General features: G+C 70.9%; 20 protein-coding genes and 1 tRNA gene. 8 read left to right on the forward strand and 13 right to left on the reverse strand.

The window, feature by feature from the left end; translation table 11 throughout:
- Positions 1–153: 153 nt before the first annotated feature.
- Entirely contained in the window at positions 154–336 is a 183-nt protein-coding gene (locus ACIRL2_RS23430; RefSeq protein ID WP_395866537.1) for a hypothetical protein, read from the forward strand.
- 120 nt (positions 337–456) lie between these two features.
- On the opposite strand, the gene ACIRL2_RS23435 is transcribed toward ACIRL2_RS23430, so the two are convergent.
- Positions 457–2,292, reverse strand: a complete 1,836-nt coding sequence (locus tag ACIRL2_RS23435) for a protein phosphatase 2C domain-containing protein (RefSeq protein ID WP_402234326.1) — start codon at positions 2,290–2,292, stop codon at positions 457–459.
- Positions 2,293–2,830: 538 nt separating this feature from the next.
- Between ACIRL2_RS23435 and ACIRL2_RS23440 the strand changes: the two genes are divergently transcribed.
- The gene (locus tag ACIRL2_RS23440) at positions 2,831–3,991 is read left to right on the forward strand and encodes a tyrosine-protein phosphatase (RefSeq protein ID WP_395866541.1); all 1,161 of its coding nucleotides are present in this window, start codon (positions 2,831–2,833) and stop codon (positions 3,989–3,991) included.
- A 134-nt stretch (positions 3,992–4,125) separates the two neighbouring features.
- Here the strand turns inward: ACIRL2_RS23440 and ACIRL2_RS23445 are convergent, their stop codons facing one another.
- The 4 genes from ACIRL2_RS23445 to upp form a co-directional block, all read right to left on the reverse strand.
- On the reverse strand, positions 4,126–5,007 hold the full coding sequence (locus ACIRL2_RS23445; protein ID WP_161362103.1) for a SigB/SigF/SigG family RNA polymerase sigma factor: 882 nt from the start codon (positions 5,005–5,007) through the stop codon (positions 4,126–4,128).
- A 248-nt stretch (positions 5,008–5,255) separates the two neighbouring features.
- On the reverse strand, positions 5,256–5,792 hold the full coding sequence (locus ACIRL2_RS23450) for a PH domain-containing protein (protein WP_395866543.1): 537 nt from the start codon (positions 5,790–5,792) through the stop codon (positions 5,256–5,258).
- A 17-nt stretch (positions 5,793–5,809) separates the two neighbouring features.
- Complete coding sequence (locus tag ACIRL2_RS23455) at positions 5,810–5,977, reverse strand: hypothetical protein (protein WP_395866545.1); 168 nt, start codon at positions 5,975–5,977, stop codon at positions 5,810–5,812.
- A 310-nt stretch (positions 5,978–6,287) separates the two neighbouring features.
- Positions 6,288–6,929 (reverse strand): uracil phosphoribosyltransferase, encoded by a 642-nt coding sequence (gene upp, locus ACIRL2_RS23460; RefSeq protein WP_395866547.1) that lies wholly within the window; start codon positions 6,927–6,929, stop codon positions 6,288–6,290.
- 254 nt (positions 6,930–7,183) lie between these two features.
- Between upp and ACIRL2_RS23465 the strand changes: the two genes are divergently transcribed.
- The 4 genes from ACIRL2_RS23465 (at position 7,184) to ACIRL2_RS23480 (ending at position 8,598) form a co-directional block, all read left to right on the forward strand.
- On the forward strand, positions 7,184–7,372 hold the full coding sequence (locus ACIRL2_RS23465) for a hypothetical protein (RefSeq protein WP_395866549.1): 189 nt from the start codon (positions 7,184–7,186) through the stop codon (positions 7,370–7,372).
- Between the two features lie 125 nt (positions 7,373–7,497).
- Positions 7,498–7,965, forward strand: coding sequence for a tRNA adenosine deaminase-associated protein (locus ACIRL2_RS23470; RefSeq protein WP_355534957.1), 468 nt, complete (start codon positions 7,498–7,500; stop codon positions 7,963–7,965).
- A gap of 5 nt (positions 7,966–7,970) precedes the next feature.
- Positions 7,971–8,501, forward strand: coding sequence for a tRNA adenosine(34) deaminase TadA (gene tadA / locus ACIRL2_RS23475; RefSeq protein WP_402234329.1), 531 nt, complete (start codon positions 7,971–7,973; stop codon positions 8,499–8,501).
- Positions 8,502–8,511: 10 nt separating this feature from the next.
- Positions 8,512–8,598, forward strand: a tRNA-Ser gene (locus ACIRL2_RS23480).
- 100 nt (positions 8,599–8,698) lie between these two features.
- On the opposite strand, the gene ACIRL2_RS23485 is transcribed toward ACIRL2_RS23480, so the two are convergent.
- Positions 8,699–9,106 (reverse strand): MerR family transcriptional regulator, encoded by a 408-nt coding sequence (locus ACIRL2_RS23485; RefSeq protein ID WP_395866553.1) that lies wholly within the window; start codon positions 9,104–9,106, stop codon positions 8,699–8,701.
- A gap of 49 nt (positions 9,107–9,155) precedes the next feature.
- On the opposite strand from ACIRL2_RS23485, the gene ACIRL2_RS23490 reads away from it, so the two are divergent.
- A complete protein-coding gene (locus ACIRL2_RS23490) occupies positions 9,156–10,040 on the forward strand; it encodes an NAD(P)-dependent oxidoreductase (RefSeq protein WP_395866555.1) in 885 nt (294 codons plus the stop codon).
- 96 nt (positions 10,041–10,136) lie between these two features.
- On the opposite strand, the gene ACIRL2_RS23495 is transcribed toward ACIRL2_RS23490, so the two are convergent.
- Together ACIRL2_RS23495 and ACIRL2_RS23500 are read right to left on the reverse strand one after the other, a co-directional pair.
- On the reverse strand, positions 10,137–10,739 hold the full coding sequence (locus tag ACIRL2_RS23495; protein WP_395866556.1) for a LytR C-terminal domain-containing protein: 603 nt from the start codon (positions 10,737–10,739) through the stop codon (positions 10,137–10,139).
- A 145-nt stretch (positions 10,740–10,884) separates the two neighbouring features.
- Complete coding sequence (locus ACIRL2_RS23500; RefSeq protein WP_395866557.1) at positions 10,885–11,181, reverse strand: type II toxin-antitoxin system VapB family antitoxin; 297 nt, start codon at positions 11,179–11,181, stop codon at positions 10,885–10,887.
- Between the two features lie 168 nt (positions 11,182–11,349).
- On the opposite strand from ACIRL2_RS23500, the gene ACIRL2_RS23505 reads away from it, so the two are divergent.
- Positions 11,350–12,912 (forward strand): helicase HerA-like domain-containing protein, encoded by a 1,563-nt coding sequence (locus ACIRL2_RS23505; protein WP_402234332.1) that lies wholly within the window; start codon positions 11,350–11,352, stop codon positions 12,910–12,912.
- A gap of 81 nt (positions 12,913–12,993) precedes the next feature.
- On the opposite strand, the gene ACIRL2_RS23510 is transcribed toward ACIRL2_RS23505, so the two are convergent.
- The 5 genes from ACIRL2_RS23510 to ACIRL2_RS23530 all read right to left on the reverse strand — a co-directional run bounded on the left by ACIRL2_RS23510 (position 12,994) and on the right by ACIRL2_RS23530 (position 20,224).
- The gene (locus ACIRL2_RS23510) at positions 12,994–14,865 is read right to left on the reverse strand and encodes an AAA family ATPase (protein WP_395866560.1); all 1,872 of its coding nucleotides are present in this window, start codon (positions 14,863–14,865) and stop codon (positions 12,994–12,996) included.
- Positions 14,866–14,942: 77 nt separating this feature from the next.
- The gene (locus ACIRL2_RS23515; RefSeq protein ID WP_395867024.1) at positions 14,943–16,391 is read right to left on the reverse strand and encodes a DUF2201 family putative metallopeptidase; all 1,449 of its coding nucleotides are present in this window, start codon (positions 16,389–16,391) and stop codon (positions 14,943–14,945) included.
- Positions 16,392–16,396: 5 nt separating this feature from the next.
- Positions 16,397–18,946: a hypothetical protein gene (locus ACIRL2_RS23520; protein ID WP_402234335.1), complete on the reverse strand. Its 2,550-nt coding sequence runs from the start codon at positions 18,944–18,946 to the stop codon at positions 16,397–16,399.
- A gap of 290 nt (positions 18,947–19,236) precedes the next feature.
- Complete coding sequence (locus tag ACIRL2_RS23525; RefSeq protein ID WP_402234336.1) at positions 19,237–19,377, reverse strand: alpha/beta fold hydrolase; 141 nt, start codon at positions 19,375–19,377, stop codon at positions 19,237–19,239.
- A gap of 13 nt (positions 19,378–19,390) precedes the next feature.
- Entirely contained in the window at positions 19,391–20,224 is an 834-nt protein-coding gene (locus ACIRL2_RS23530) for an isocitrate lyase/phosphoenolpyruvate mutase family protein (protein ID WP_395866566.1), read from the reverse strand.
- Positions 20,225–20,289: the final 65 nt, after the last annotated feature.

The raw sequence follows: 20,289 nt of genomic DNA on the forward strand, positions 1-20,289 counted from the left end.
ACCCGGAAGCTAAGCTCTCCAGCGCCGATGGTACTGCACTCGAAGGGGTGTGGGAGAGTAGGACGCCGCCGGAATCTACGTGTGAAAGGCCCGCCTCCCTTTTCGGGGGGCGGGCCTTTTGCGTTTTTCGAGTGCGGCGGTATGGTCGTGCGCATGCCTGACAACGAGATGGATCCCGCAGCCAGCACTCAGATGTTCCGGGCTTTCGTCAACGAGGACCGCCCCGCGGCCCCCGGCGAACCGGCCCGACGCAGCACCCCGCCGGTGTTGTTGATCGCCGGTGTCGTGGTCGCGATCATCGTGGTCGCGATTGCCGTGCTCATTGCCGTGAGCTGACATACCGACGGGCGGGCCCCAATTGTTCGGGGTCCCGCCCGAGGTACGCGGTATGCGGTGAATCGATATTCATCGCATTGATGTTCACCGCCCGAAATGGCGCGTCAATGCGTCAAGGGGTCACGCCGAGGGCCAGAGTGCGACGACGCAACCGTCGTCCTCGCGCAGGCGAAGACCCTCGTCCACGTCGCGCAGGTAGTCGAACAGCGATGGCGGAGTACGCCAATCCTCGGCGAGGCGTGGGGCGAGCCCGGCCGTCGGTTGACCGAGAGCTTCGGCGAAGCCGCCGGTCATCATGACCAGGACGTCGGTCGGACGCCAGGTGGTCCGGCAGATGCGCAGCTGATCGTCGCCCGCCTGGTCGGGGATGGCGGCCGGGGCGGTCTCCGCCGTCGTGTCCCGGATTCCCAGCGGCGCGCGCCAGCCCCCCTGGGCCAGGCGGAGCACGGTGCTGTCGCCGAGGACGGCCATGTCGACCCGGTCGTCCTCCAGGGGATCCGCGGCGGTGACCAATATCGCCAGGCGCGTCGCGGGTTCGGAGCGGCCCAGCTCGTGCGCCCGATCCGCAGTGGCGGCGAGTCGGGTGCGCAGGTCGTCCTCGACCTCGGCCTGCACGCCGGCCCAGTCCCAGTTCTCGTGTCGCTCGCGGGCGACCATCCTGGCGACGGTGCGGTAGGCGCTGCGGACCGCGATCTGGGCGGCGAGTTCGGACGCGTGCGCGTTGTCGACCCCGTCGCAGACGATCGCGATGGTCCAGCGCGCGCCGGGGTCCGGGCCGACCGCGAAGCAGTTCTGCCGCGGCAGGCCCTGTTGCTGGTGCAGTTCGCCGCGGACGCCGGCGGCGCGGACGTTCAACCGGCCGAGCCGGCCACCGTCGACGACCATGCCGCCGCCGTCGGCGAGGGCGGGTGGGGGCAACATGCGCAGCATCCTTCGCGGTACTTCGTCCCCGGCACTCTCGGCCGCCGACCCGGGGCGGTAGGGGACGCGGGGGGCATCGGGCACCGGGATGAACGAGGTTCCCGGCTCGGCGTCGTCGTCGTCCGATTCCGGTGCGGTCGCGGAGTCGAGCCGTCGAACATCGTCGGCGTCACCGCGGGGCGGCACCTTGTCGAGGGTGGTCGGCCGGTCGGACTCGGCCGCCGGGGCCGGCCTGTGCTTGGGGATCGGCGGGTAGGCCGGGCGGCGTTCGGACGACGGGCTCGGTCCCGGGTCGAGCGGATCGACCGGGTCCATCGGATCCGCGGGGGCGATGTCGTCTTCGGCGTCGGGCTGCCACCGGGGCGTCGGGTCCTCGCGGCGTCCCGGACGGGTGCTTCCGCGTGACGGCGGGAGTACGCCCTGCGGCCCGCGGTGCAGTCGGTCCGGTGGCATCGTGTCGCCGGGAATGGTGTCCGACATCGGCGTGCCGGGTGACGGCGACGAGCCGAGCATCACGTCTTCCCAGTGCGAGGAGCCGGTCCGCCGCCGAGTGCGTCCCGACGTCGGGGGCGGCGCCGAGTCATAGTCGGTGTCGTAGTCCGGGCCCTGGTCGTACACCCCGGCATCGGCCTCGTACGGATCGCGCCGCCCGAAGCCGGGCCGGCGGTCGTACGGATCCGGCTCGTCCTCCTCGGCCGGTGCGCCGAAGCCGAACCAGTTCGCGACCCGCCGCGCGCGGCCGGATCGGCGGCCGGGCTGATCCGGCGCCGAGTCCGGGTAACCGATCGGGCCCTCGGGCGAGGCCCCGTTGCGGTCGTACTCCGAGTCGGGGCGGCGGTCGTACTCCGAGTCGGGGCGGCGGTCGTAGTCCGGGTCGACCCGGCGGTCGTAGTCCGGATCCGGTCGGCGATCGTAGTCGGGATCGGGACGTTCGCGACCGACCGGTGCGGGACGTCGTGGACCCTGTGCTCGCGGGATGGGCTCGGCCGGCGAACCATCGCCGGGGGTGTGGCGCTTGCTGGTACCGTCCGGCACGGCTTCCTCCTTCGCCTCGGGCCGGCCGGCGAGCCGGTCCCGTCGTGTCGCCGGTGGGCGTGCGTCCTCCCACCCGTGCGACAAGTATCAACAGGTATAGCGTGCACGGCCCGTGCCCGTGTGCCCACGCGCGCGCATTGGTCCCCACTTTGCCCCAGGGTCGTCCCGACCACCGTGCGGACGGCGGGCTCCTACCCGGAATCCCGGTGCTCGGTACCTATTTGACGGCGTATCAGGGAAACTCCCGAGCACCGTGTCGGCGTTCCCCGTCCTGGCCGCGGATGTCCCGGATGCGGCGGTTGCGTCGGCCGCGTCACCAAGTGGGCGGGAAATACGGTCGGTTGGAGATCCCCGTGGCCGCCGGCAGCGACGAGCCGGCGGTGCCGGCGATGATGCGTTCGTCTCTCCATACGCCACCGTCTGGAGTGGGTGACCCGTCCTCACTACAGTGGTGCCCGGCGCGCGGTAGCAACGACCGGTTGTTTTCCAGGTGGTTCCCGCGCGCTTACGAGCACTTCCTCTTCGGGAGCACAACCGCATGCGCATACGCACCACCCGCCTCGCGACCATCGCCGTCACGGCGGCTCTCACGCTCGGCGGCTCCGTCGCGGTCACCTCGGCCCAGGCCTCGGCCGGCACGGGCGACAGCGATGCCAACGTCTCGGCCCGAGGCGGCCTCGGCATCGTCACGAGTGCGTCGGCCACGGCCAACGCGGACGGTACGTACACGGTCACCTGGACCGACCGCCGGCCCGGCCCGATGCACGTGTACGCGTCCACCGACGTGGACCGCTTCACCTCGCTCGTCGGGACCACCAACGGCAACTCGTTGACCGTGTCCGGCCTGGACCCGGCCAAGCGCTGGTACTTCAACATCACCCCGACCGGCCCGTTCGTCGGCATGGTCACCGCACCGCGCTCGCTCGGCCTGCAGAGCGCGCCGAACGCCCGCGACATCGGCGGCTACCGCACGAGCCGGGGCCTGACCGTCAAGTACGGCCAGGTCTTCCGCACCGACGCGCTCGGCAAGGCGACCGACGCGGACGTGGCCCGCCTCGCGAGCCTGGGCCTGGACGTGTCCGCGGACTTCCGTACGGACACCGAGATCGCCGCCAACGGCGTGAACAAGCTGCCCGCAGGCACCGTGGTCGAGAACCTGCCGATCGCCGACGGCAACCTGACCAACATCACCAACGCCGCGGTGGGCAGCCGGGATCCGATCAAGCAGCAGGAACTGTTGGGCAACGGCAAGGCCGCGGCCGCGCTGGAGAACATCTATCGGGGCTTCGTCGACGACCCGGCCCAGCGCGCGCAGTTCGCCACCGTGCTCCGGGACATCGCGGACGGAAAGTCGGTGATTTACAACTGCACGGCGGGCAAGGACCGCACCGGCTGGATGACCGCGGTCGTCCTGAAGGCGCTGGGTGTCGACGACGCCACCGTCTACGGCGACTACCTGGCCAGCAACGACAACCTCCGGGCCCGCAACGAGGGTACGAAGGCAGGTCTGAAGGCCGCCGGTCTGATGCAGGACCCGACCCTGATGGACCCGCTCCTGTACGTGCAGAAGTCGTACCTGGACACGGCATTCGGCCAGGTGCGGAAGAAGTACGGCTCGTTCGACAACTACCTGCGCAAGGGTCTGAACATCGACCCGATCACGGAATACAAGCTCCGGGCCCGGCTCCTCGCCCTCTGAGCGACGCGACGCGACGCCCGGGCGGGTCCGAGCCCCCGGCCTCCGGGCTCGAGCCGGCGCCCGGCAAGGCCGCTGACGGATCGTCAGTGGCCTTGCCGGGCATCGGTCGAGGCGCGGGTCGAGGTCGGGACCGCTCAGGCGGACAGATCGGCGCGCAGGCGCGCCAGCGCGCGGGCCAGCAGGCGGGAGACGTGCATCTGCGAGATGCCGAGCCGCTCGCCGATCTGTGACTGCGTCATGTTGCCGAAGAAGCGCAGCATGATGATCTGCCGGTCGCGCGGACTCATCCGGGCGAGCAGCGGTCGCAGCGCCTCGCGGTACTCGACGCCGTCGAGCGCCTCGTCCTCCTGGCCGAGCCGGGCGATCAGCGCGTTGTCGCGATCGTCGTCGAGGTCGTGTGCGTCCAGCGACGCGGGGGAGTAGGCGTTCGCCGCCTCCATGCCCTCGAGGATCTCCTCGACCGTCAGGTTCAGGTGCTTGGCCAGCTCGACCACCGTCGGGGCACGGTCGTACTTGTGGTTGAACTGCTCGGTGGCCTCGGCCAGGGCCAGGCGCAGCTCCTGGAGCCGGCGGGGCACCCGCACGCTCCACGAGGTGTCCCGGAAGAAGCGCTTGATCTCGCCGATGATGGTCGGCACGGCGTAGGTGGGGAACTCGACGCCGCGATGCGGGTCGAAGCGGTCTATCGCCTTGATCAGCCCGATGGTGCCCACCTGGAGCACGTCCTCGTACTGGTCCGTGCGACTACGGAAGCGGTTGGCCGCGAAGCGCACCAGGGGCAGGTTCAGCTCGACCAGGGTGCTGCGCACGTAGGCGTGCTCGGCCGATCCCTCGACGACATCGGTGAGGCGGAGCAGGAGGGTTCGGGACAGCGTGCGCGTGTCCTGAGGGGTGTCGGTGCCGGAACCCCTGACCGCGCGGGCGCGGGGGATGCCGGTACGGGGAAGGCGCGCGGGCGCGGCGCGGTCGGCGGTCGAGCCGGCCGTGCCCTCGTGGGAAGCATCTCGCAGCAGCACTGGAGAGCCCACCTCCTCGTCGGTCCTGGAGCGGAACCTGGCCGCTGCCGGCCATGGTGGAACGGCAGCCGTCGTTCGGTAGCCCCTTACCGGCGAGGGGAACCGCCCCAAACCCCTTGCGACATCCCCGATTTGTCAGGTGATGCGGGTGTATCTAGCGGCATGTCGACAGTACGAAAGCCGCGAATCACCGCAAAGAAAATTCGAGGTTTTACCAGCCGTTTCGCGTTACTCGCCGGTTCTGCCGATTAGTCGACACCGGGATCGACACCGGGACCGAACAGCTGATCGCACACTTTGAGGTAGACCGCGTCGGGTCGGGGGACGAACCCGACCTCCTTGAGAGGTTGATCCTGCCCGGCCGACTCCATCACGAACGTCCCGTGCCCGAGTATTCGGCCGCCCGGTGTGCGCCGGTAGCTCATGTCGGTCACCTTGGTCAGCGGCATCATGTTGACCTTCTTGGCGATCAGCCCGGTGGTCAGGATGATCCGCTTGTCGGTCACGATGAAGTAGTCGTTGCGCCAGGTGAGCACGTGTACCGAGCACCACAGCAGGAGCCCGGCCCCGATCGGCCACACGCCGTAGTGCACGGCCAGGTTCTCGGCCGGGAAGTACACGAGCAGCGCGATGAGCAGGATCAGTCCGAGCGCGGTGGTCGCCAGCGGGCGCAGGATGATCGCCCAGTGCCGGCGCACGGCTATCGCGCAGATCTCGGTCGGCAGCAGGTAGCGACGTATCGCGTGCGGGTCGATGGTGGAGCCGGTGACCGGCCCCGCCCCCACCTCTCGACGTGCGCGCCTCAGCTCGCCCAGCCGCTGATCGTGTCGCCGCACCACTTGGCGGCGGACGACATCGCCTGGAACCACTGCGCGACGAGGTCGGAGGCCTTTTCCGGCGTGGCGATGATCGTGTAGATGACGAAAACGATCAGGAGCAGCGTCAGGATCCTCTTGGTCTGCGCCTGCATGTCCTCGCCTCCCCGATTGAGGTATCGGGGAGAAACAATAGGGGAGAGGGAGCGGCCGCGGGGGGACCGGCCACTCTCTCTCCCCTGTGGGACCCCCGCCGGAGCAAAGGTGGGTCGTACCTTCGCAGCATCGGCAAACAGTCCCGGGGTGCCTGCGGGGCTCCTGCCCAGCCCCGGGCACACCTCCAGCATGCGCCGAGGCATGCCGCCGCGCATCCGGCGTTCGGCCTGACGGGGAAGGGCCTTGCTCCCGTGCGGGAACCGCGAGCGGGATCGACCTCGGACGGCGGTATGCCGGGCCGGTGCCGCTCTAGCCGGCGGTGCCGTACAGCCGGTCGCCGGCGTCGCCGAGGCCCGGCACGATGTAGCCGTGCTCGTTGAGGCGTTCGTCGATCGAGGCGGTCACGACGGTGACGTTGGCCTGCGTGTCCTGGAACGCCTCCTGCATCACCTTGACCCCCTCGGGGGCGGCGAGCAGGCAGATCGCGGTCACGTCGTGCGCGCCGCGCTCCAGGAGGAGCTTGGTGGCCGCGATCAGCGTGCCGCCGGTGGCCAGCATCGGGTCCAGTACGTACGCCTGCCGGCCGCTGAGGTCGTCGGGCATCCGGGTGGCGTAGGTCGACGGTTCGAGGGTGTCCTCATTGCGGATCATGCCGAGGAAACCGACCTCGGCGGTGGGCAGCAGCCGCACCATGCCGTCGAGCATGCCCAAGCCGGCCCGCAGGATCGGCACCACCAGGGGCCGCGGGTAGGAGAGCTTGACGCCGGTGGTCTCGCTGACCGGCGTGCTGATCGCCACCGGATCGACGCGTACCCCGCGGGTCGCCTCGTAGGCGAGCAGCGTGACCAGTTCGTCGGCGAGCCTCCGGAAGGTCGGCGAGTCGGTGCGCCGGTCGCGCAGGGTGGAGAGCTTGTGGGCCACCAGAGGATGGTCGACGACGTGAATCCGCATGCTGCGACATTAGCCGTTTGGCCTGCCCGGCGGCCCTGCGGGGTTGTCGGATTCGGGCTGTCTTCGGCGGCATTCGTCGGCCGTGCGGACGGTCCGACTCGGGTGCATGCGGGAATGTCGGGCGAATTATGATTGTTACACCCATTTGTGAATGCCCTTCCGGTGTGGTCTGCCGGAGGGATGACTGAGCCGGCGTGTCCCGGGAACTACAGCCACGTCGGTTTCGGCGGCCTTTCGAGTCCTGGGGCGTGGTGATGGAGAGTCGGGAACCTCGAACGACGGCGGCCCAGCGTCGCGAGGAGGAGGCGGCCCGGCGGCGCCGCCGCACGCTTTTCCTGCGCGAACTGGCCGAGGCGCGCGAGTTGCGAGCCCGCATCCAGCCGCGACGCGCGCGCAACGAGCGGCTACGACAGATGATGCGGATGCGTACGTTCCGTTACTGAATGCGAGCGATCCTCGATCGTCTCGGCGACCTTGTTCGGCAACGTGCGCCAATTCCCGTCGTCGTGGTCCGGTATCTGCCACGATGCGAGGGACAACGCCGAAGCGAACGATCTTGGAGAGTCCCGTGGCGTACTTCGCCGCAGTGCTCGTACGTACAGACGAGCAGTGGGAGGCCCGTGAAGCCGACCTCGACGATGTCGAGGACTCGGCGGGGATGACCGCGCTGGCACGGTCGGCGGCGGTGGACGACGAACCGGTGCTTCTGTTCGTCGAACAGGAGGACACCTGGTTCGCGGTCGTCCGAGTGGACGGTGAGGAGGACCCGCGTATCTACGTCTCCGACGTGGCCGCGGTCTCCCGCAGCGCCTACGCGGACGCGTTGCTGACGGCCGATGTGCTGGACGGCCTGGAGGAGGACGACGAGGCCGTGCTGCCGCCCGGCCCCGCGGGCGACGAGACGGTGCTCGTGGACCTGGGGGTGTCGGCCCAGTTGCTGGCCGACCTCGCGGGCGAGGCGGGTCTGCCGGCGGACGCGATCGCGGTGATAGCGGAACGTCTGGGCTGCGCGGACGAGTTGGAGACGGTCCGCTGAGCACGATGCCCCTGCCGGTGCCCGAGCCCCCGTTCGACCCCGCGCTTCGTCGGTACGAGCCCGCCATGCGGCTGGCCCTGGCCGAGGCGGCCCTGGCGATCGACACCGGGGATGTGCCGGTGGGGTGCGTGGTGCTCGGCCCGGACGGCGCGGTGCTCGGCCGCGGCCGCAACGAACGCGAGGCGCACGGCGACCCGACAGCGCACGCGGAGATCCTCGCCCTGCGCGAGGCCGCCAAGGCCGTCGGGGAATGGCGCCTGTCCGGCTGCACCCTGGTGGTCACCCTGGAGCCCTGCACGATGTGCGCGGGCGCGATCGTGCTGGCCCGGGTGGACCGGGTGGTCTTCGGCGCCTGGGACCCCAAGGCCGGCGCCGCGGGCTCGCTGTGGGACGTGCTGCGCGACCGGGGCCTGAACCACCGCCCCGAGGTGGTCGGCGGCGTCGCGGCGGCGGACTGCACCGCCGTCCTGCGCGACTTCTTCACCCACACCCGCTCCCCGGAATCCGGTGACGAAGCACAGCCCGGCATCCGGTAAGCTCTCTCTCGGTAGCGTGTCCGAGTGGCCTAAGGAGCACGCCTCGAAAGCGTGTGATGGTGCAAGCTATCCGTGGGTTCAAATCCCACCGCTACCGCTCTTGAGCAGGACATACGAAGGACCCGACCGCGTGCGGTCGGGTCCTTCGTCGTTCGTGGTCCCGGGTTTGGGCTCGGTTCGTCCTCGTGGGCCTGCGGTCAGGCGGGGACGGACTCCAGGTCGGTGCCGTCGAAGGGTGGGTAGTTCTCGTCGCCCGTTCGCTCGGCCGCGTCGATGTAGGCGGCGAGCGCGTCGCGGGACTGGGCGAGTCGGTCCATCTGATCCTCCAGGCGCCGCAGCCGGGACCGCATCGCGGTCAGCAGTTCCATACACCCGGGCAGCTCCGGGGCCTCGCCGACCGCGCAGGGCAGCAGGTACGCGATGTCCTCGGAGGACAGACCGGCGCCGAGCAGGTGGCGGATCTGCTTCACCCGCAGCAGGGCGTTCTCGTCGTACTCGCGGTAGCCGTTCGCGCGGCGGTCCGCTTCCAGCAGGCCCTGGGCCTCGTAGTAGCGCAACTGATGGGCGTGGACGCCTGTGCGGCGACTCAGTTCTCCGATCCGCATGAACACCTCACTTGACCTTCACACCGGTATCAACGTTGACGATGCTGCCATGAACAACGAAACCGCTGCCCCCGTGACCGTCATCGGACTCGGCCTGATGGGCCGGGCACTCGCCGGCGCGTTCCTGAAGGCCGGCCATCCCACCACCGTGTGGAACCGTACGACCGCCAAGGCCGAGACGTTGGTCGCCGAGGGTGCCCGCCTGGCGCCGACCGTCGGCGACGCGCTCGGGGCGAGCCCCCTGACGATCGTCTGCGTCACCGACTACCCGGCCATGTACGAACTGCTCGGCGCGAACGAGGCCGCGTTGCGCGGCACGATGTTGATCAACCTCACCTCGGGCGACTCGGCCCAGGCCCGGGAGGCCGCCCGGTGGGCCGAGTCGCGTGGCGCCCGATACCTGGACGGCGCCATCATGGCCATCCCGTCGGGGATCGGGACCGCCGAGGCGATGATCTTGCACAGCGGGCCGCAGGCGGACTTCGAGGCGCACGAGACGACGCTCGGGGCGCTCGGCACGGTCACCCACCTGGGCGCGGACCACGGGTTGGCGTCCCTGTACGACGTGGCCGGCCTGGCCATGATGTGGAGTGTCCTGAACGCCTGGCTCCAGGGCACCGCGATGCTCAGGACGGCCGGTGTCGACGCCGCGACGTACGCGCCGTTCGCGCGGCAGATAGCCGCCGGGGTGGCCGAATGGTTGCCCGGGTACGCCGAGCAGATCGACCGCGGCTCCTTCCCGGCCGAGGTGTCGGCCCTGGAGACCGACGCGCGGGCGATGACCCACCTGATCGAGGAGAGCGAGGCGCTGGGCGTCAACGCCGAGCTGCCGAAGTTGTTCAAGGCGATGGCAGACCGCTCGATCGCCGCCGGACACGGCGGGGAGCAGTATCCCGTGCTGATCGAAGAGTTCGGCAAGCCCGGCAACGGCTGACCGACGCCGGCCCCGGCGCGCCGCTGCCGCCCTCGTCGGGTGCGGGGCGGCAGCGGGTGAGGCCCTCGGACGGGGCCTTCGGGTGTCGTCGGGTGGTCAGCAGCCCGGCGGGGCGCTCGCGGGCGGTGGGGGCGGCGGGGCCAGGATCGCGGCGGCCTGCTCCGGGGTGGCCAGGTCGGTCCACCCGTCACCGATCACCAGGTCGACCGAGCCGTCGGTGCGCTGGTCCTCCTTGTCGGTGCTCGCCGCCACCTGGGCCGCGACCACCTTCGCCGGGGTGGCGCCGGGGAAGCCGTGGCGGATCTCGGCGGTCGCGGCGATCGGCTGGTTCAGCGGATCGTTGGTCACCTTGCCGATGGTGAAGCCGCGTACCTTGAGCGCGTCGGAGACGGTCTTGGCCAGGCCCGTGCGCTTGGTCGCGTTGTAGACGTTCACCGTGATCGTCTTGGGCTCGGGCAGCGCCTCGGGCGGGGCGGTCGGCGGGGCCGAAGCCGTCGGGGACGGGCAGGCGGCAGCCTTGGTGTCCTTGTCGTCGGACGTGAAGTGGTACACGCCCCAGCCGGCCGTGGCCAGTACGACCAGCCCGACCACGATCGCGATGACGACGGGCATGCGTCGCCTGCGCCGCGTCATGCGCGGATACAGCTTGCCAGTGATCTTGTACTGGCCTCCCATGCCGCGGGGAGTGAGCATGCTCATCGATGTGCCCCCGTCCTCCTCCTGCACGGCATGGCCGTGATCCCGGTCGCCATGGAGTCGAGGTTAGCGCCGACCTGGCGCCTTGCGTATCGGGGCAGGGCCGTACGCGCGACGACCACCTGATCGGGCCGCCGAGGTTGCGCGCTCAGCCGAGTTCGAGCACGCGCGCGTGCAGCACCTGGCGCTGTTGTAGGGCGGCACGGACCGCGCGATGGAGTCCGTCCTCCAGGTACAGGTCGCCCTCCCATTTCACGACGTGCGCGAAGAGATCGCCGTAGAAGGTCGAGTCCTCGGCGAGCAGCGTGTCGAGGTCGAGTTGCCGCTTCGTCGTGATGAGTTGGTCCAGACGCACGGGCCGCGGGGCGATGTCGGCCCATTGCCGGGCACCCGACCTCCCGTGGTCCGGGTACGGTTTGCCGTCACCGATCCGCTTGAAGATCACAGGCTCAGCCTACCGGGATCGAGGTCCCCGAACCCCCACCCGGCGCCGATGAGAGGGAGGGAGGGTGCGGATCGGGCCGGCTCGGATGGCCGATCGGCAGGGGCAATCGGGATATTTCTTGTCCTATCGGTGTATTCGCCTTCCGCATCTCGGCGAGCGGAGGAGCGGATGAGCGAGCAGGACGACACGATCGCGACCATCGCGGCGGGGTACACCTTCACCGGACCCGCGCTGGAACTGGGCGCGGCCGTCGTCGAGGGCGTCGCGCACGCGCAGGCTCCGGTGCGCGTCCCGCTCGCGGTGCTCAATCGGCACGGCCTGGTCGCGGGCGCGACCGGCACCGGCAAGACCAAGACGCTGCAACTGATCGCGGAGCAACTGTCCGCACAGGGCGTGCCGGTCTTCCTCGCCGACATCAAGGGCGACCTCTCCGGCATCTCCGCGCCGGGCGAGCCGAGCGACCGGACCGCCGCGCGCGCGGCCGAGGTCGGCCAGGACTGGCAACCCGCCGGATGCCCGGCCGAGTTCTACGCGCTCGGCGGGATCGGACCGGGAGTGCCGATCCGGGCCACCATCACCGACTTCGGGCCGACCCTGCTGGCCAAGGTGCTGGACCTGAACGAGACGCAGGAGTCCTCGCTCGGCCTGATCTTCCACTTCGCCGATCAGCGGGGGCTGGAACTGGTCGACCTCAAGGACCTGCGCGCGGTGATCCAGTACCTGACGGACGATCAGGGCAAGGCCGAGCTCAAGGCGATCGGTGGGCTGTCCGCCGCCACCGCCGGGGTGATCCTGCGCGCGCTGATCACGTTGGACAACAACGGCGGCGGGGCGTTCTTCGGCGAACCGGACTTCGACACGGCCGATCTGCTGCGCACCACCCCCGACGGGCGCGGTCTGGTCTCGGTGCTCGAACTCGCCGCGGTGCAGGACAAGCCGCAGTTGTTCTCCACGTTCCTGATGTGGCTGCTCGCCGACTTGTTCCACGATCTGCCGGAGGTCGGCGACCCGGATCGGCCGCGCCTGGTGTTCTTCTTCGACGAGGCGCACCTGCTGTTCACCGGTGCCTCGAAGGCGTTCCTGACCGCGATCACCCAGACCGTACGGCTGATCCGGTCCAAGGGGGTGGGCATCTTCTTCGTCACCCAGACGCCGCGGGACGTGCCCGGCGACGTGTTGTCCCAGTTGGGCAACCGGGTACAACACGCGCTGCGCGCGTTCACTCCCGAGGACGCCAAGGCGCTCAAGGCCACCGTGTCCACGTTCCCGCGCTCGGGCTACGACCTGGACGCGGTGCTGACCCAGGCGGGCACCGGCGAGGCCGTGGTCACCGTGCTCGGCGAGAAGGGCGCGCCGACGCCGGTGGCCTGGACCCGGCTGCGGGCCCCGGTGTCCTTGATGGCCCCGATCCCGGCGGAGGCCCTGCGGGCGGTCGTCGACAAATCGCCGCTGTTCGCCAAGTACGGTACGGCGGTCGATCGGGAGTCGGCGTACGAGAAGTTGACGGCAGCTCAGGCGCCGCCGGCCGAACCGGAGTCGGCGGCGGTGCCCGAACGGGCGGCCGAGTCCGAGCCGGAGGGCCGGCGCGGGCGCGGGGAGAAGCCCAAGTCCGGGATGGTCGAGCAGGTGATGGGCAACTCGGCGGTGAAGTCCGTGCTGCGCTCGATGGGCACGCAGATCGGCCGGGAAATCACCCGCAGCCTGTTCGGCACCGCCCGCCGCAAGCGCTGACGGGCGGGCCGGGGCTCGGCCGATCCCGCTTCTCGGGACCGCTTTTCAGGGACCGGATCTCCGAGACCGCTTTTCCCGGGTCTACTTCCTCGGCATCTTCGCGAACGCCTCGATCCAGAACCGCTGCTTGTCCACGGACTGGCCGACCAGGTAGCTCGAGCGCAGCTTGGGCGGCAGGCCGGCCAGCAACTGCGCCACGGTGTCCAGGTGTTCGCGGAGCTGGCTCAACTCGGCGTTGGCCAGTACCTGGTGCACGATGTCGGTGTCGTCGGTGCCCTCGCCCGACTCCTCGTTGGCCGCCTCCAACCGCCGCACCCACTCGGCCAGATTGGCCGAGATGTCACCCAGGCCGGTGGCCGGGTTCTCCGCGAAGCGGGCCTCCAGGGCGTTCAGCGGCACCGGCGCGTACTCGCCGTCGCCGAGGTAGACCTTGGCCATCTCCAACGGCAGATCGCGCTTGTGCAGCTTGATCAACCGCTCCAGGGTGCGCTTGGTGATCCAGTCCCGGCCCTCGTCGTCGATGTCGTTCTTCCACCACTCCAGGACCGTCTCGGCGACCGGACCGTAGGTGCTGATCAACCACTCGTTGGCCGGGATGTCCTCGGGACGGATGGTCAGCGACGCGGTGAACCGGGTCGCCTGCGCGATGTTGTTGCGCGAGACGAGCATCTTGCGGCCGAGGTGGTACGGCGGGTTCTGCAACGCGATCTGGGCGCGCAGGCCGGGGATCGGGCGGCCCGCGATGGACCACTCCTGGGTCACCTCCATCAGCTTGGCGAAGGTCGACTTGTCCTTGGGCCGGTTGTACTCGTCCCAGACGATCACCTTGGCGCCGGGATCGGTGAACTTGGCCGCGAGCAGGTTCTCCAGCGAGCCGTCCGGGGTGGGCACCGGCGCGCACAGGTCCTCGACGTTGGTCACCGGCAGGGAGAAGTAGAGCGGGTCGTGGCCGAGTTCGGCGCGCACCACGTCGCGCACCACCTCGGTCTTGCCGCACCCGGGCGGGCCCTGGATCAGCACCGACCAGCGGCGGTGGATCGCCTCGCGGACGATCCGGCGCACCGCGTCCGGTGTCTGGTCGGGGTTGCGCACGTTCAGGCCCGCGGCGATCCGGTCGAGCACCTCGTCGGTGCGGTCCGGGCCGGGCGAGCCGTCCTTCTTGGTCTCGGTCAGCGCGAGCCGGTCGCCGTTGACCAACGGCAGCCCCCACACCAGCGGGAAGCCGGCCAGCGCGCAGTCGATCACGTGCTCCAGGGTGCGCGGGGACACCAGTTGGCGCAGTGCCGGGGACAGGCTCGTCCAGACCTGGAACACCGGGGTCAGGTCGGTGCCGGCGAAGCGCTCGGCGAGTTTGAACCGCCACGCGGTGTCGGTCGCGGTGATCTTGACCGTGACCATCCGGTCCAGGATGGCCAGGTCGGTGCGCCGGGTCGCGGTCTCGGCCAGCGACTCGTTGTCGGTGAGGAAGACGCCCACGCAGCCCAGTTCGCGCAGGTCGTGTTCGCCGAGCGTCCAGTTGCAGGCTATTTGCATCAGTTGCGACTGGATCGTCTCGCCCGCCTGCAACGCGTCGTCGATCAGCAGCACGAACCGCTTACCGGGCCGCAGTTGACGCATGATCAACTGACGCAGCACCAGTTCCCCGGTGCGCTCGTCCCGGACGGGCGCGTTGATCAGCAGATCGTCGGGGGTCAGGTTGGCGGCGGGTACGAAGACCAGGACCGTGTCGTCGTGCCGGTCGGGGATGTGGCTGAAGAACGTCGCCGTCTTGCCGATTCCGTGCTCGCCGAAGATCTGGCCGGTCTGGCCGAGGTCGATCATCGCGTCGATGAACTCCTCCAGCTTGGACACGCCCTTCCAGCCCTTGGGGCGTTCGGGGTAGGTGGCGGTGGCCTTCCACTTGGGCTCGGCCGCGGGGCGTCCGGCGCGCGTGGTGTCGGCGGTGATCGTCATGGTTCCTTCCGGGTGCTGCGCACGGCGTGCTGCGGAGGGCTCTTCGGCGAGGCGCGTCGGCATCGACGGACCCCGGATCAGTGGTCGCCGGTGACGACGCGATGACAGTCCATGGGCGGGTGGTGCCGCTCCGGCCAGTCGTCCCCGCCCTCGGTGATCAACCAGATCCATTTGTCCGGGTCGGCGGGGGTGATCGGCGGCGCGTAACCGTCGGTGAGCATCACCACCGCGTCGACCGATTCCTCGAAGCGGCCCGATCCCTCGATCGCCAGTCGGCCCTCGACGTAGTCGGCCACGTTCTGGAAGTTGGTGCCGCCGCCGCCCAGCACCCGCTCGCCCGGCTTGAACGGCATCACCGTGCCGTCGAAGCTGAGCCAGTGCGTCTCGACGCCTTCGGCCTTGCCGACCAGCTCGGTCAGCCAGCTCACCACCTGGTCGGGCATCGAACCCGAGGTGTCGTAGGCGATCACCACGACCTTGGTGCGCTCCAGGCCGCGCCGGGCGAGCATCGGGTCGTGGCCGAGGGCGGCGAGCAGGGCGCCGCGCTTCTTCGGATAGACCAGGCGCTCGCCCTCACGCAGCTTGGACGCCAGTACGTCCACCAGCCACTGCTGCCACCACTCGACCCGGCGGGTGCGCTGGGTCTCGCCGCGCAGGAAGCCCGCGCCCAAATCGCCCCACAGCTTGGAGGCCCGGTCGGTGGCGCCGTCGGTGCGCGCGAGCAGGTCGAGCAACTCCTGTCGGGCCAGCCGCTCGCCTCGACGGGCGGCGAGCAGGACGCTGCGCAGCACCTCCGAGGCCACCCGGCCGACCGTCTCGCCGTCCATGCCGTCGCCGTTTCCGGTGCCCTCGCCCAGGATCACGTGCACACACAGCGGGGGCGGCACCGGCGGGTGCTTCATCCGCTTGAGCTCGGCGTAGACCGTCGCGTCGGTGTCCACGAAGTCGTCGTAGGACAGCGCCTCCAGGCCCTGGTCGGTGAGGTCCTCGACGTACGAGCGGTGGACCTTGCGCGGGTCGACGCCGGTGGGGTCCTCGATCGAGGCGCCGGTGTCCGGGTCGGTCCGGCGCAGGATCGGCAGCGTGCTGCGGCCCAGACGGGTCATCGCGACGTGGTTGATGGTCACCTCGGCCGCGAGAGTGAACACCGGGTCGGCACGCAGCTCGGACTCGGCGAACAGGTGTCGCTGGATCAGGTGCCGGGCCTCGTGGAAGAGCACGAACTTCACGCCGTCCAGGCCCAGATCGCAGAAGAACTGGGGGTTGTACAGGAGTAGGCAGGTGCCGTCGCCGGAGGCCATCACGGCCGCGGTGTCGATCGCGGTGGTCGGGATGTGGTGGTGGCACTTGGTGTACAACCACGAGGCGATGACCGACAGTTCCATGCCGAAGTCGAGCAGCGCCTCTTCCTTGAGCTTGCGGGCCCGCGCGATCACCTCGTCGTCGGCCGGTCGCCAGGCCTCCAGCGCCCGGCGGTCGGTCAGGCTCACGATCGGCGCCTGCGGGGCGCGTTCGCCGTACGCCACGTTCGTCACCTCCCCTCGGTGTCGTTCGATGATCCCAGTGCCGACCGACAGCCGCTCGGCCGGTCCGGGGCGCCGCCGGCGGCCGCAGACGAGGTCGCGGCCAGTTCGATCAGGGTCGGCTCCACGTCGCCCCGGGCCAAATGTGCGGCCACCACCCACGCCCGGGTGTCGGTGCCCAGGTGTTCGCGCAGGTGCCTGGCCACCACCCGGGCCAGCCGCGGCCAACCGGGCGCGGCGTCGAGCACCTCGACGGCGGGTGTCTCGGCGAGCAGGCGCTCGACGGTCAGCGCGCCGCTGTCGAGTAGTGCGATCACGTGCGGCCGGTACGGGTGGGTCCGACCGGGCGCGCCGGCGGGCACGTCGTGGTGTGGCGAAAGGTGACGTCCGGTCGGGTCCCGCTCGGCCACGGCCCGGGCGAACGGCTCGCTCACGTCGGGGCGTCGGCCGAGCGCCCCGCGGATCCACGCGCACAACCGGCCGGCCCGCACGGCTTCGGTCAAGGCCGGCCAGTCCGGGGCCGGATCGATCAGGGCGGCGGTGAGCTCCGACTTGGGCAGCCGGCTGTGCTGTTCCCACTCCCGGACCGACTCCAGCGCGCGCAGGCTCGTCTGGGCCGACTCGGCGAGCGCGGCGCGCAGCGGATCCGTGCGTCCGGTGCGCAACGCGTCGGTGATCTCCGGATTCTCGGGCAGCGACGCGAGCGCCGGCACGCCCGAGGTCTCGGCCAGGCGCAGCGCCGCGTACAGGCGCAGCACCCGGCCGGCGAGCGTGCGCGCGTCCTGGGTGCGGATGTTCGTGCGGTCGAGGGGTGGGTCGTCGCGCAGCGCGAGCGCGCGCAACAGCCCCGGATCGTGAGCCGCGAGCAGGGTGCGCAGCAGGACCGGATCGTCGGTGGACAGCAGTTCCCGACGCAGTGTCGGGTCCAACTCCGGCGCGGCGAGCACGAGTCGGCGCTGCGCGTCGGTCGCGCGTGAGTTGCGGTACACGGCGGCCGTGATCGCCGGGTCGGCGTGGCCGGCGAGTCGGTCCAGGATGGCGCGCGGGGTGTGCGGGTTGCCCGCGAGCACGCGCAGGGTGATCGGGCCGCCGATCCCGGCGAGCCGCTCGGCGAGGAACGCGGGCAGCGTCCCGGTGCCGGCGAGCGGGGCGAGGTGGGCGTCGTCGAGGAAGGCGGTGGCGTCGTCGGCGGTGCCGGCCAGGTCGATCAGGACGGTGTAGGCCCAGGCGGCTTGGCGTCCGGGGCGGGGGAGGGGCGTGGGGGTGGGTGCGGCGGCTGCCGTTGCTGCCTTTCGTGTTTTCGCTTCTGCTTTCGTCTCCGCCGTCGCCGTCGCTGTTGCTTCGGCTTCGGCGAACAGCTCGTGGATCGGCGCGTTCAGGGTGGGCAGTGCGGTGTACAGGGCAGGCCACAGCGCCGGTCCGGTGCGGTCCAGGTGCGCGCGCAGCGTCCGGCCGAGCACGTACGCGAGTTCGGCCTGGGTCGCGACGGCCGACACCGGGCCCTGGTCGAGCGCGGTGAGCAACAGCCGGGCCGGGCGTACCGCGAGCAGTTCGCCGAGGTCGGCGGTGCTCGTCGCGAGCCGGCGCAGCAGCACGGTCTTGGTCCGGCTGTCACTGCCCTCGGCGACGCACCCGGCCAGCAGTTCGGCCGGCGGCACCGGGATCACCTCGATCGTCTGCGGGTACTTCCCGGTGAACTCCATGAGCAGTTCCGGGGGGCAGCGCGGGTGCTCGGCGAACGCGGCCACGGCGTGCCACGGCAGCGGTTCGGCCCGATGCGCGGCGGCGACCGCGGACCAGTCCGGGACCGGCACGCCGGCCACCACGCTCCGGGCCCGACCGACGGTGGTGGTGCCGCGTGCCCGGCGTACCAGCGTTTCGGGGGAGAGTTGCTTCGCCAGGTACTTCGGGAGGTCCCGGAGCATGTGCGCGCCGCCGAGTTCGCGCCGCAGCGCGGGAGACAGGTCTGCCGGCAGCGGGTGTCGGGTCAGTCGGGACACGGTGCGCAGCCGGGCGGTCTGGCCGGCCTTCAGGAGGGTGATCCTGGCCGCGAGCGCGGCGAGCGGTTCGGGGTTCGGGTGGGCGAGCAGGGCCCACAGGGCGAGGTCGGGGTCGCGTGCCCACAGGGCGGGTTCGAGGTGGGCGTAGTGGGTGGTGGTGGTCAGCTCGGTACGCAGCGTGGGATCCAGCGGGACCAGCGCGTCGGCGGGGGCGCCGGGGCGGTGCGCCCGTTGGCTCAGGATCGCGCGGCGCAGGCCGGCCCACTCGCTCTCCCGGTACAGGGTCGCGTTGAGCTCGGGATCGTCGCGTTCGAGCAGCCGCAGCAGCAGTTCGGGGTTGCCGGGTGTGCCGGGTCGACGGCCCTTCCCGTGTCGTCCGACCAGGCCGGCCGCGACGCCGTGGCGCAGCCGGTACGCGATCAGCGGCGGAGGTGTCGCACCTTGGGCCCGAGGCCCGGTGTCGGGTGATTCGGGCGCCGGGGCCCCGAGCCGGTCGATCAGCTCGGCGCCGACCTCGGGACCGGTATGCCACAGCAGATCGTGCACCGCGTCGCCCATGTCGTCACCCCCGTCGCCCGGTCGGTCCGGGTTTCACATTGTGGGTCGCGACAGGCTGCGGGGTCTGCGGGTTTTCCCGCGATCGGCCCGGCGACGAGGCGTTCGCGGGTGGATCGGGTCGGCGTCCGGCCGCGCGGGTGGCCCCGACCGGGTGGTCGACCGAAGCGGACCACCCGGCTCGGCGGGAGCGGACTCGGATGCCGCGCGGAGCGGGCTCGAATACCTCACCGGGCGGGATCGGACGTCTCGCGGGGCGGGCTCGGACGCCTCACCGGGCGGGCCCGGACGCCTCACGCGGCGGAGACGAAGTCGCGCACGTGCGCGACGAACTCCTCCTGCTTCTCGAACATCACCACGTGCCCCGAGTCGATCTCGACGTAGGCGCTGTGCGCGATCGCGGTGTGCAGCGCCCGGCTGTGCTCCACCGGCACGGCGAGGGTGTGATCAGCGGGCCAGCAGCGCGTTCAGGTCGCCGTAGGGGATCGTGTCGGTGAGCGAGCTGTACGTGCCGGTCTCGAACAGTTCGCGGGCCGAGCGGCGGACCACGGCGTAGGCGGCCTCGGCGATGGCCGAGCCGAGGCTGACCCGGGCCACGCCGAGTTTGCCGAGTTCGGCCACGGAGGGTGCGCCGGGGCCGACCAGCACGTTCAGCGGGGCGGGCAGGGTCTCGGCGAGGGTGGCCACGGTGGCCGGGTCGGTGACGCCGGGGACGAAGATGCCGTCGGCGCCGGCCGCGAGATAGGCGGTCGCCCGATCGAGCGTCTCGCGCAGTCGCTCGGCCGGGCCGTCGCCGACGCCGCGGAGGTAGGTGTCCAGCCGGGCATTGATGAACAGTGGTACGCCCGCCGCGTCCGCGGCGGCCCGCGCGGCGGCGATCCGCTCGGCCTGGTCGACCGGCGTCCGCAGCGGTACGGAACCGGTGTGCAGCGCGTCCTCCAGGTTGACCCCGACGGCGCCCGCGGCCAGCACCCCGCGAATGGTCTCGGCGACGCCTTCCGGGTCCTCGCCGAAGCCGCTCTCGATGTCGGCGGTGACCGGGACGTCGACCGCGGCCACCACGCGTGCGATCAGTTCGAGGGCCCGTTCGCGGCCGAGCCGATCGCCGTCGGCCGCGCCCAGGCCCCAGGCGACCCCGGCGCTGGTGGTGGCGACCGCGCTCGCTCCGGCGTCGGCCACGAGTCGGGCGCCGGCCGCGTCCCAGACGTTGGCGAGGGCAAGGGGCGCGGCACTGGTGTGCAGAGCGCGGAAGGTCAAGGCGGTGTCACGCAGACTCGTCATGGCCCTACTCCATCACCCGCCCACCGATCGGGCCGGCGGTTTTGCGCCGGCATCACCGGCCGATC

The organism is Embleya sp. NPDC127516 (genome assembly GCF_044765325.1).
Taxonomy (GTDB): domain Bacteria; phylum Actinomycetota; class Actinomycetes; order Streptomycetales; family Streptomycetaceae; genus Embleya.

What these genes read in the sequence shown, in the direction of transcription:
- ACIRL2_RS23465 (WP_395866549.1), top strand. Translation starts at nt 7,184, where the DNA reads ATGGAGAGTCGGGAACCTCGAACGACGGCGGCCCAGCGTCGCGAGGAG.
- tadA (WP_402234329.1), top strand. Translation starts at nt 7,971, where the DNA reads ATGCCCCTGCCGGTGCCCGAGCCCCCGTTCGACCCCGCGCTTCGTCGG.
- ACIRL2_RS23440 (WP_395866541.1), top strand. Translation starts at nt 2,831, where the DNA reads ATGCGCATACGCACCACCCGCCTCGCGACCATCGCCGTCACGGCGGCT.
- ACIRL2_RS23485 (WP_395866553.1), bottom strand. Translation starts at nt 9,106, where the DNA reads ATGCGGATCGGAGAACTGAGTCGCCGCACAGGCGTCCACGCCCATCAG.
- ACIRL2_RS23505 (WP_402234332.1), top strand. Translation starts at nt 11,350, where the DNA reads ATGAGCGAGCAGGACGACACGATCGCGACCATCGCGGCGGGGTACACC.
- ACIRL2_RS23455 (WP_395866545.1), bottom strand. Translation starts at nt 5,977, where the DNA reads ATGCAGGCGCAGACCAAGAGGATCCTGACGCTGCTCCTGATCGTTTTC.
- ACIRL2_RS23520 (WP_402234335.1), bottom strand. Translation starts at nt 18,946, where the DNA reads ATGGGCGACGCGGTGCACGATCTGCTGTGGCATACCGGTCCCGAGGTC.
- ACIRL2_RS23495 (WP_395866556.1), bottom strand. Translation starts at nt 10,739, where the DNA reads ATGAGCATGCTCACTCCCCGCGGCATGGGAGGCCAGTACAAGATCACT.
- ACIRL2_RS23490 (WP_395866555.1), top strand. Translation starts at nt 9,156, where the DNA reads ATGAACAACGAAACCGCTGCCCCCGTGACCGTCATCGGACTCGGCCTG.
- ACIRL2_RS23510 (WP_395866560.1), bottom strand. Translation starts at nt 14,865, where the DNA reads ATGACGATCACCGCCGACACCACGCGCGCCGGACGCCCCGCGGCCGAG.
- upp (WP_395866547.1), bottom strand. Translation starts at nt 6,929, where the DNA reads ATGCGGATTCACGTCGTCGACCATCCTCTGGTGGCCCACAAGCTCTCC.
- ACIRL2_RS23430 (WP_395866537.1), top strand. Translation starts at nt 154, where the DNA reads ATGCCTGACAACGAGATGGATCCCGCAGCCAGCACTCAGATGTTCCGG.
- ACIRL2_RS23530 (WP_395866566.1), bottom strand. Translation starts at nt 20,224, where the DNA reads ATGACGAGTCTGCGTGACACCGCCTTGACCTTCCGCGCTCTGCACACC.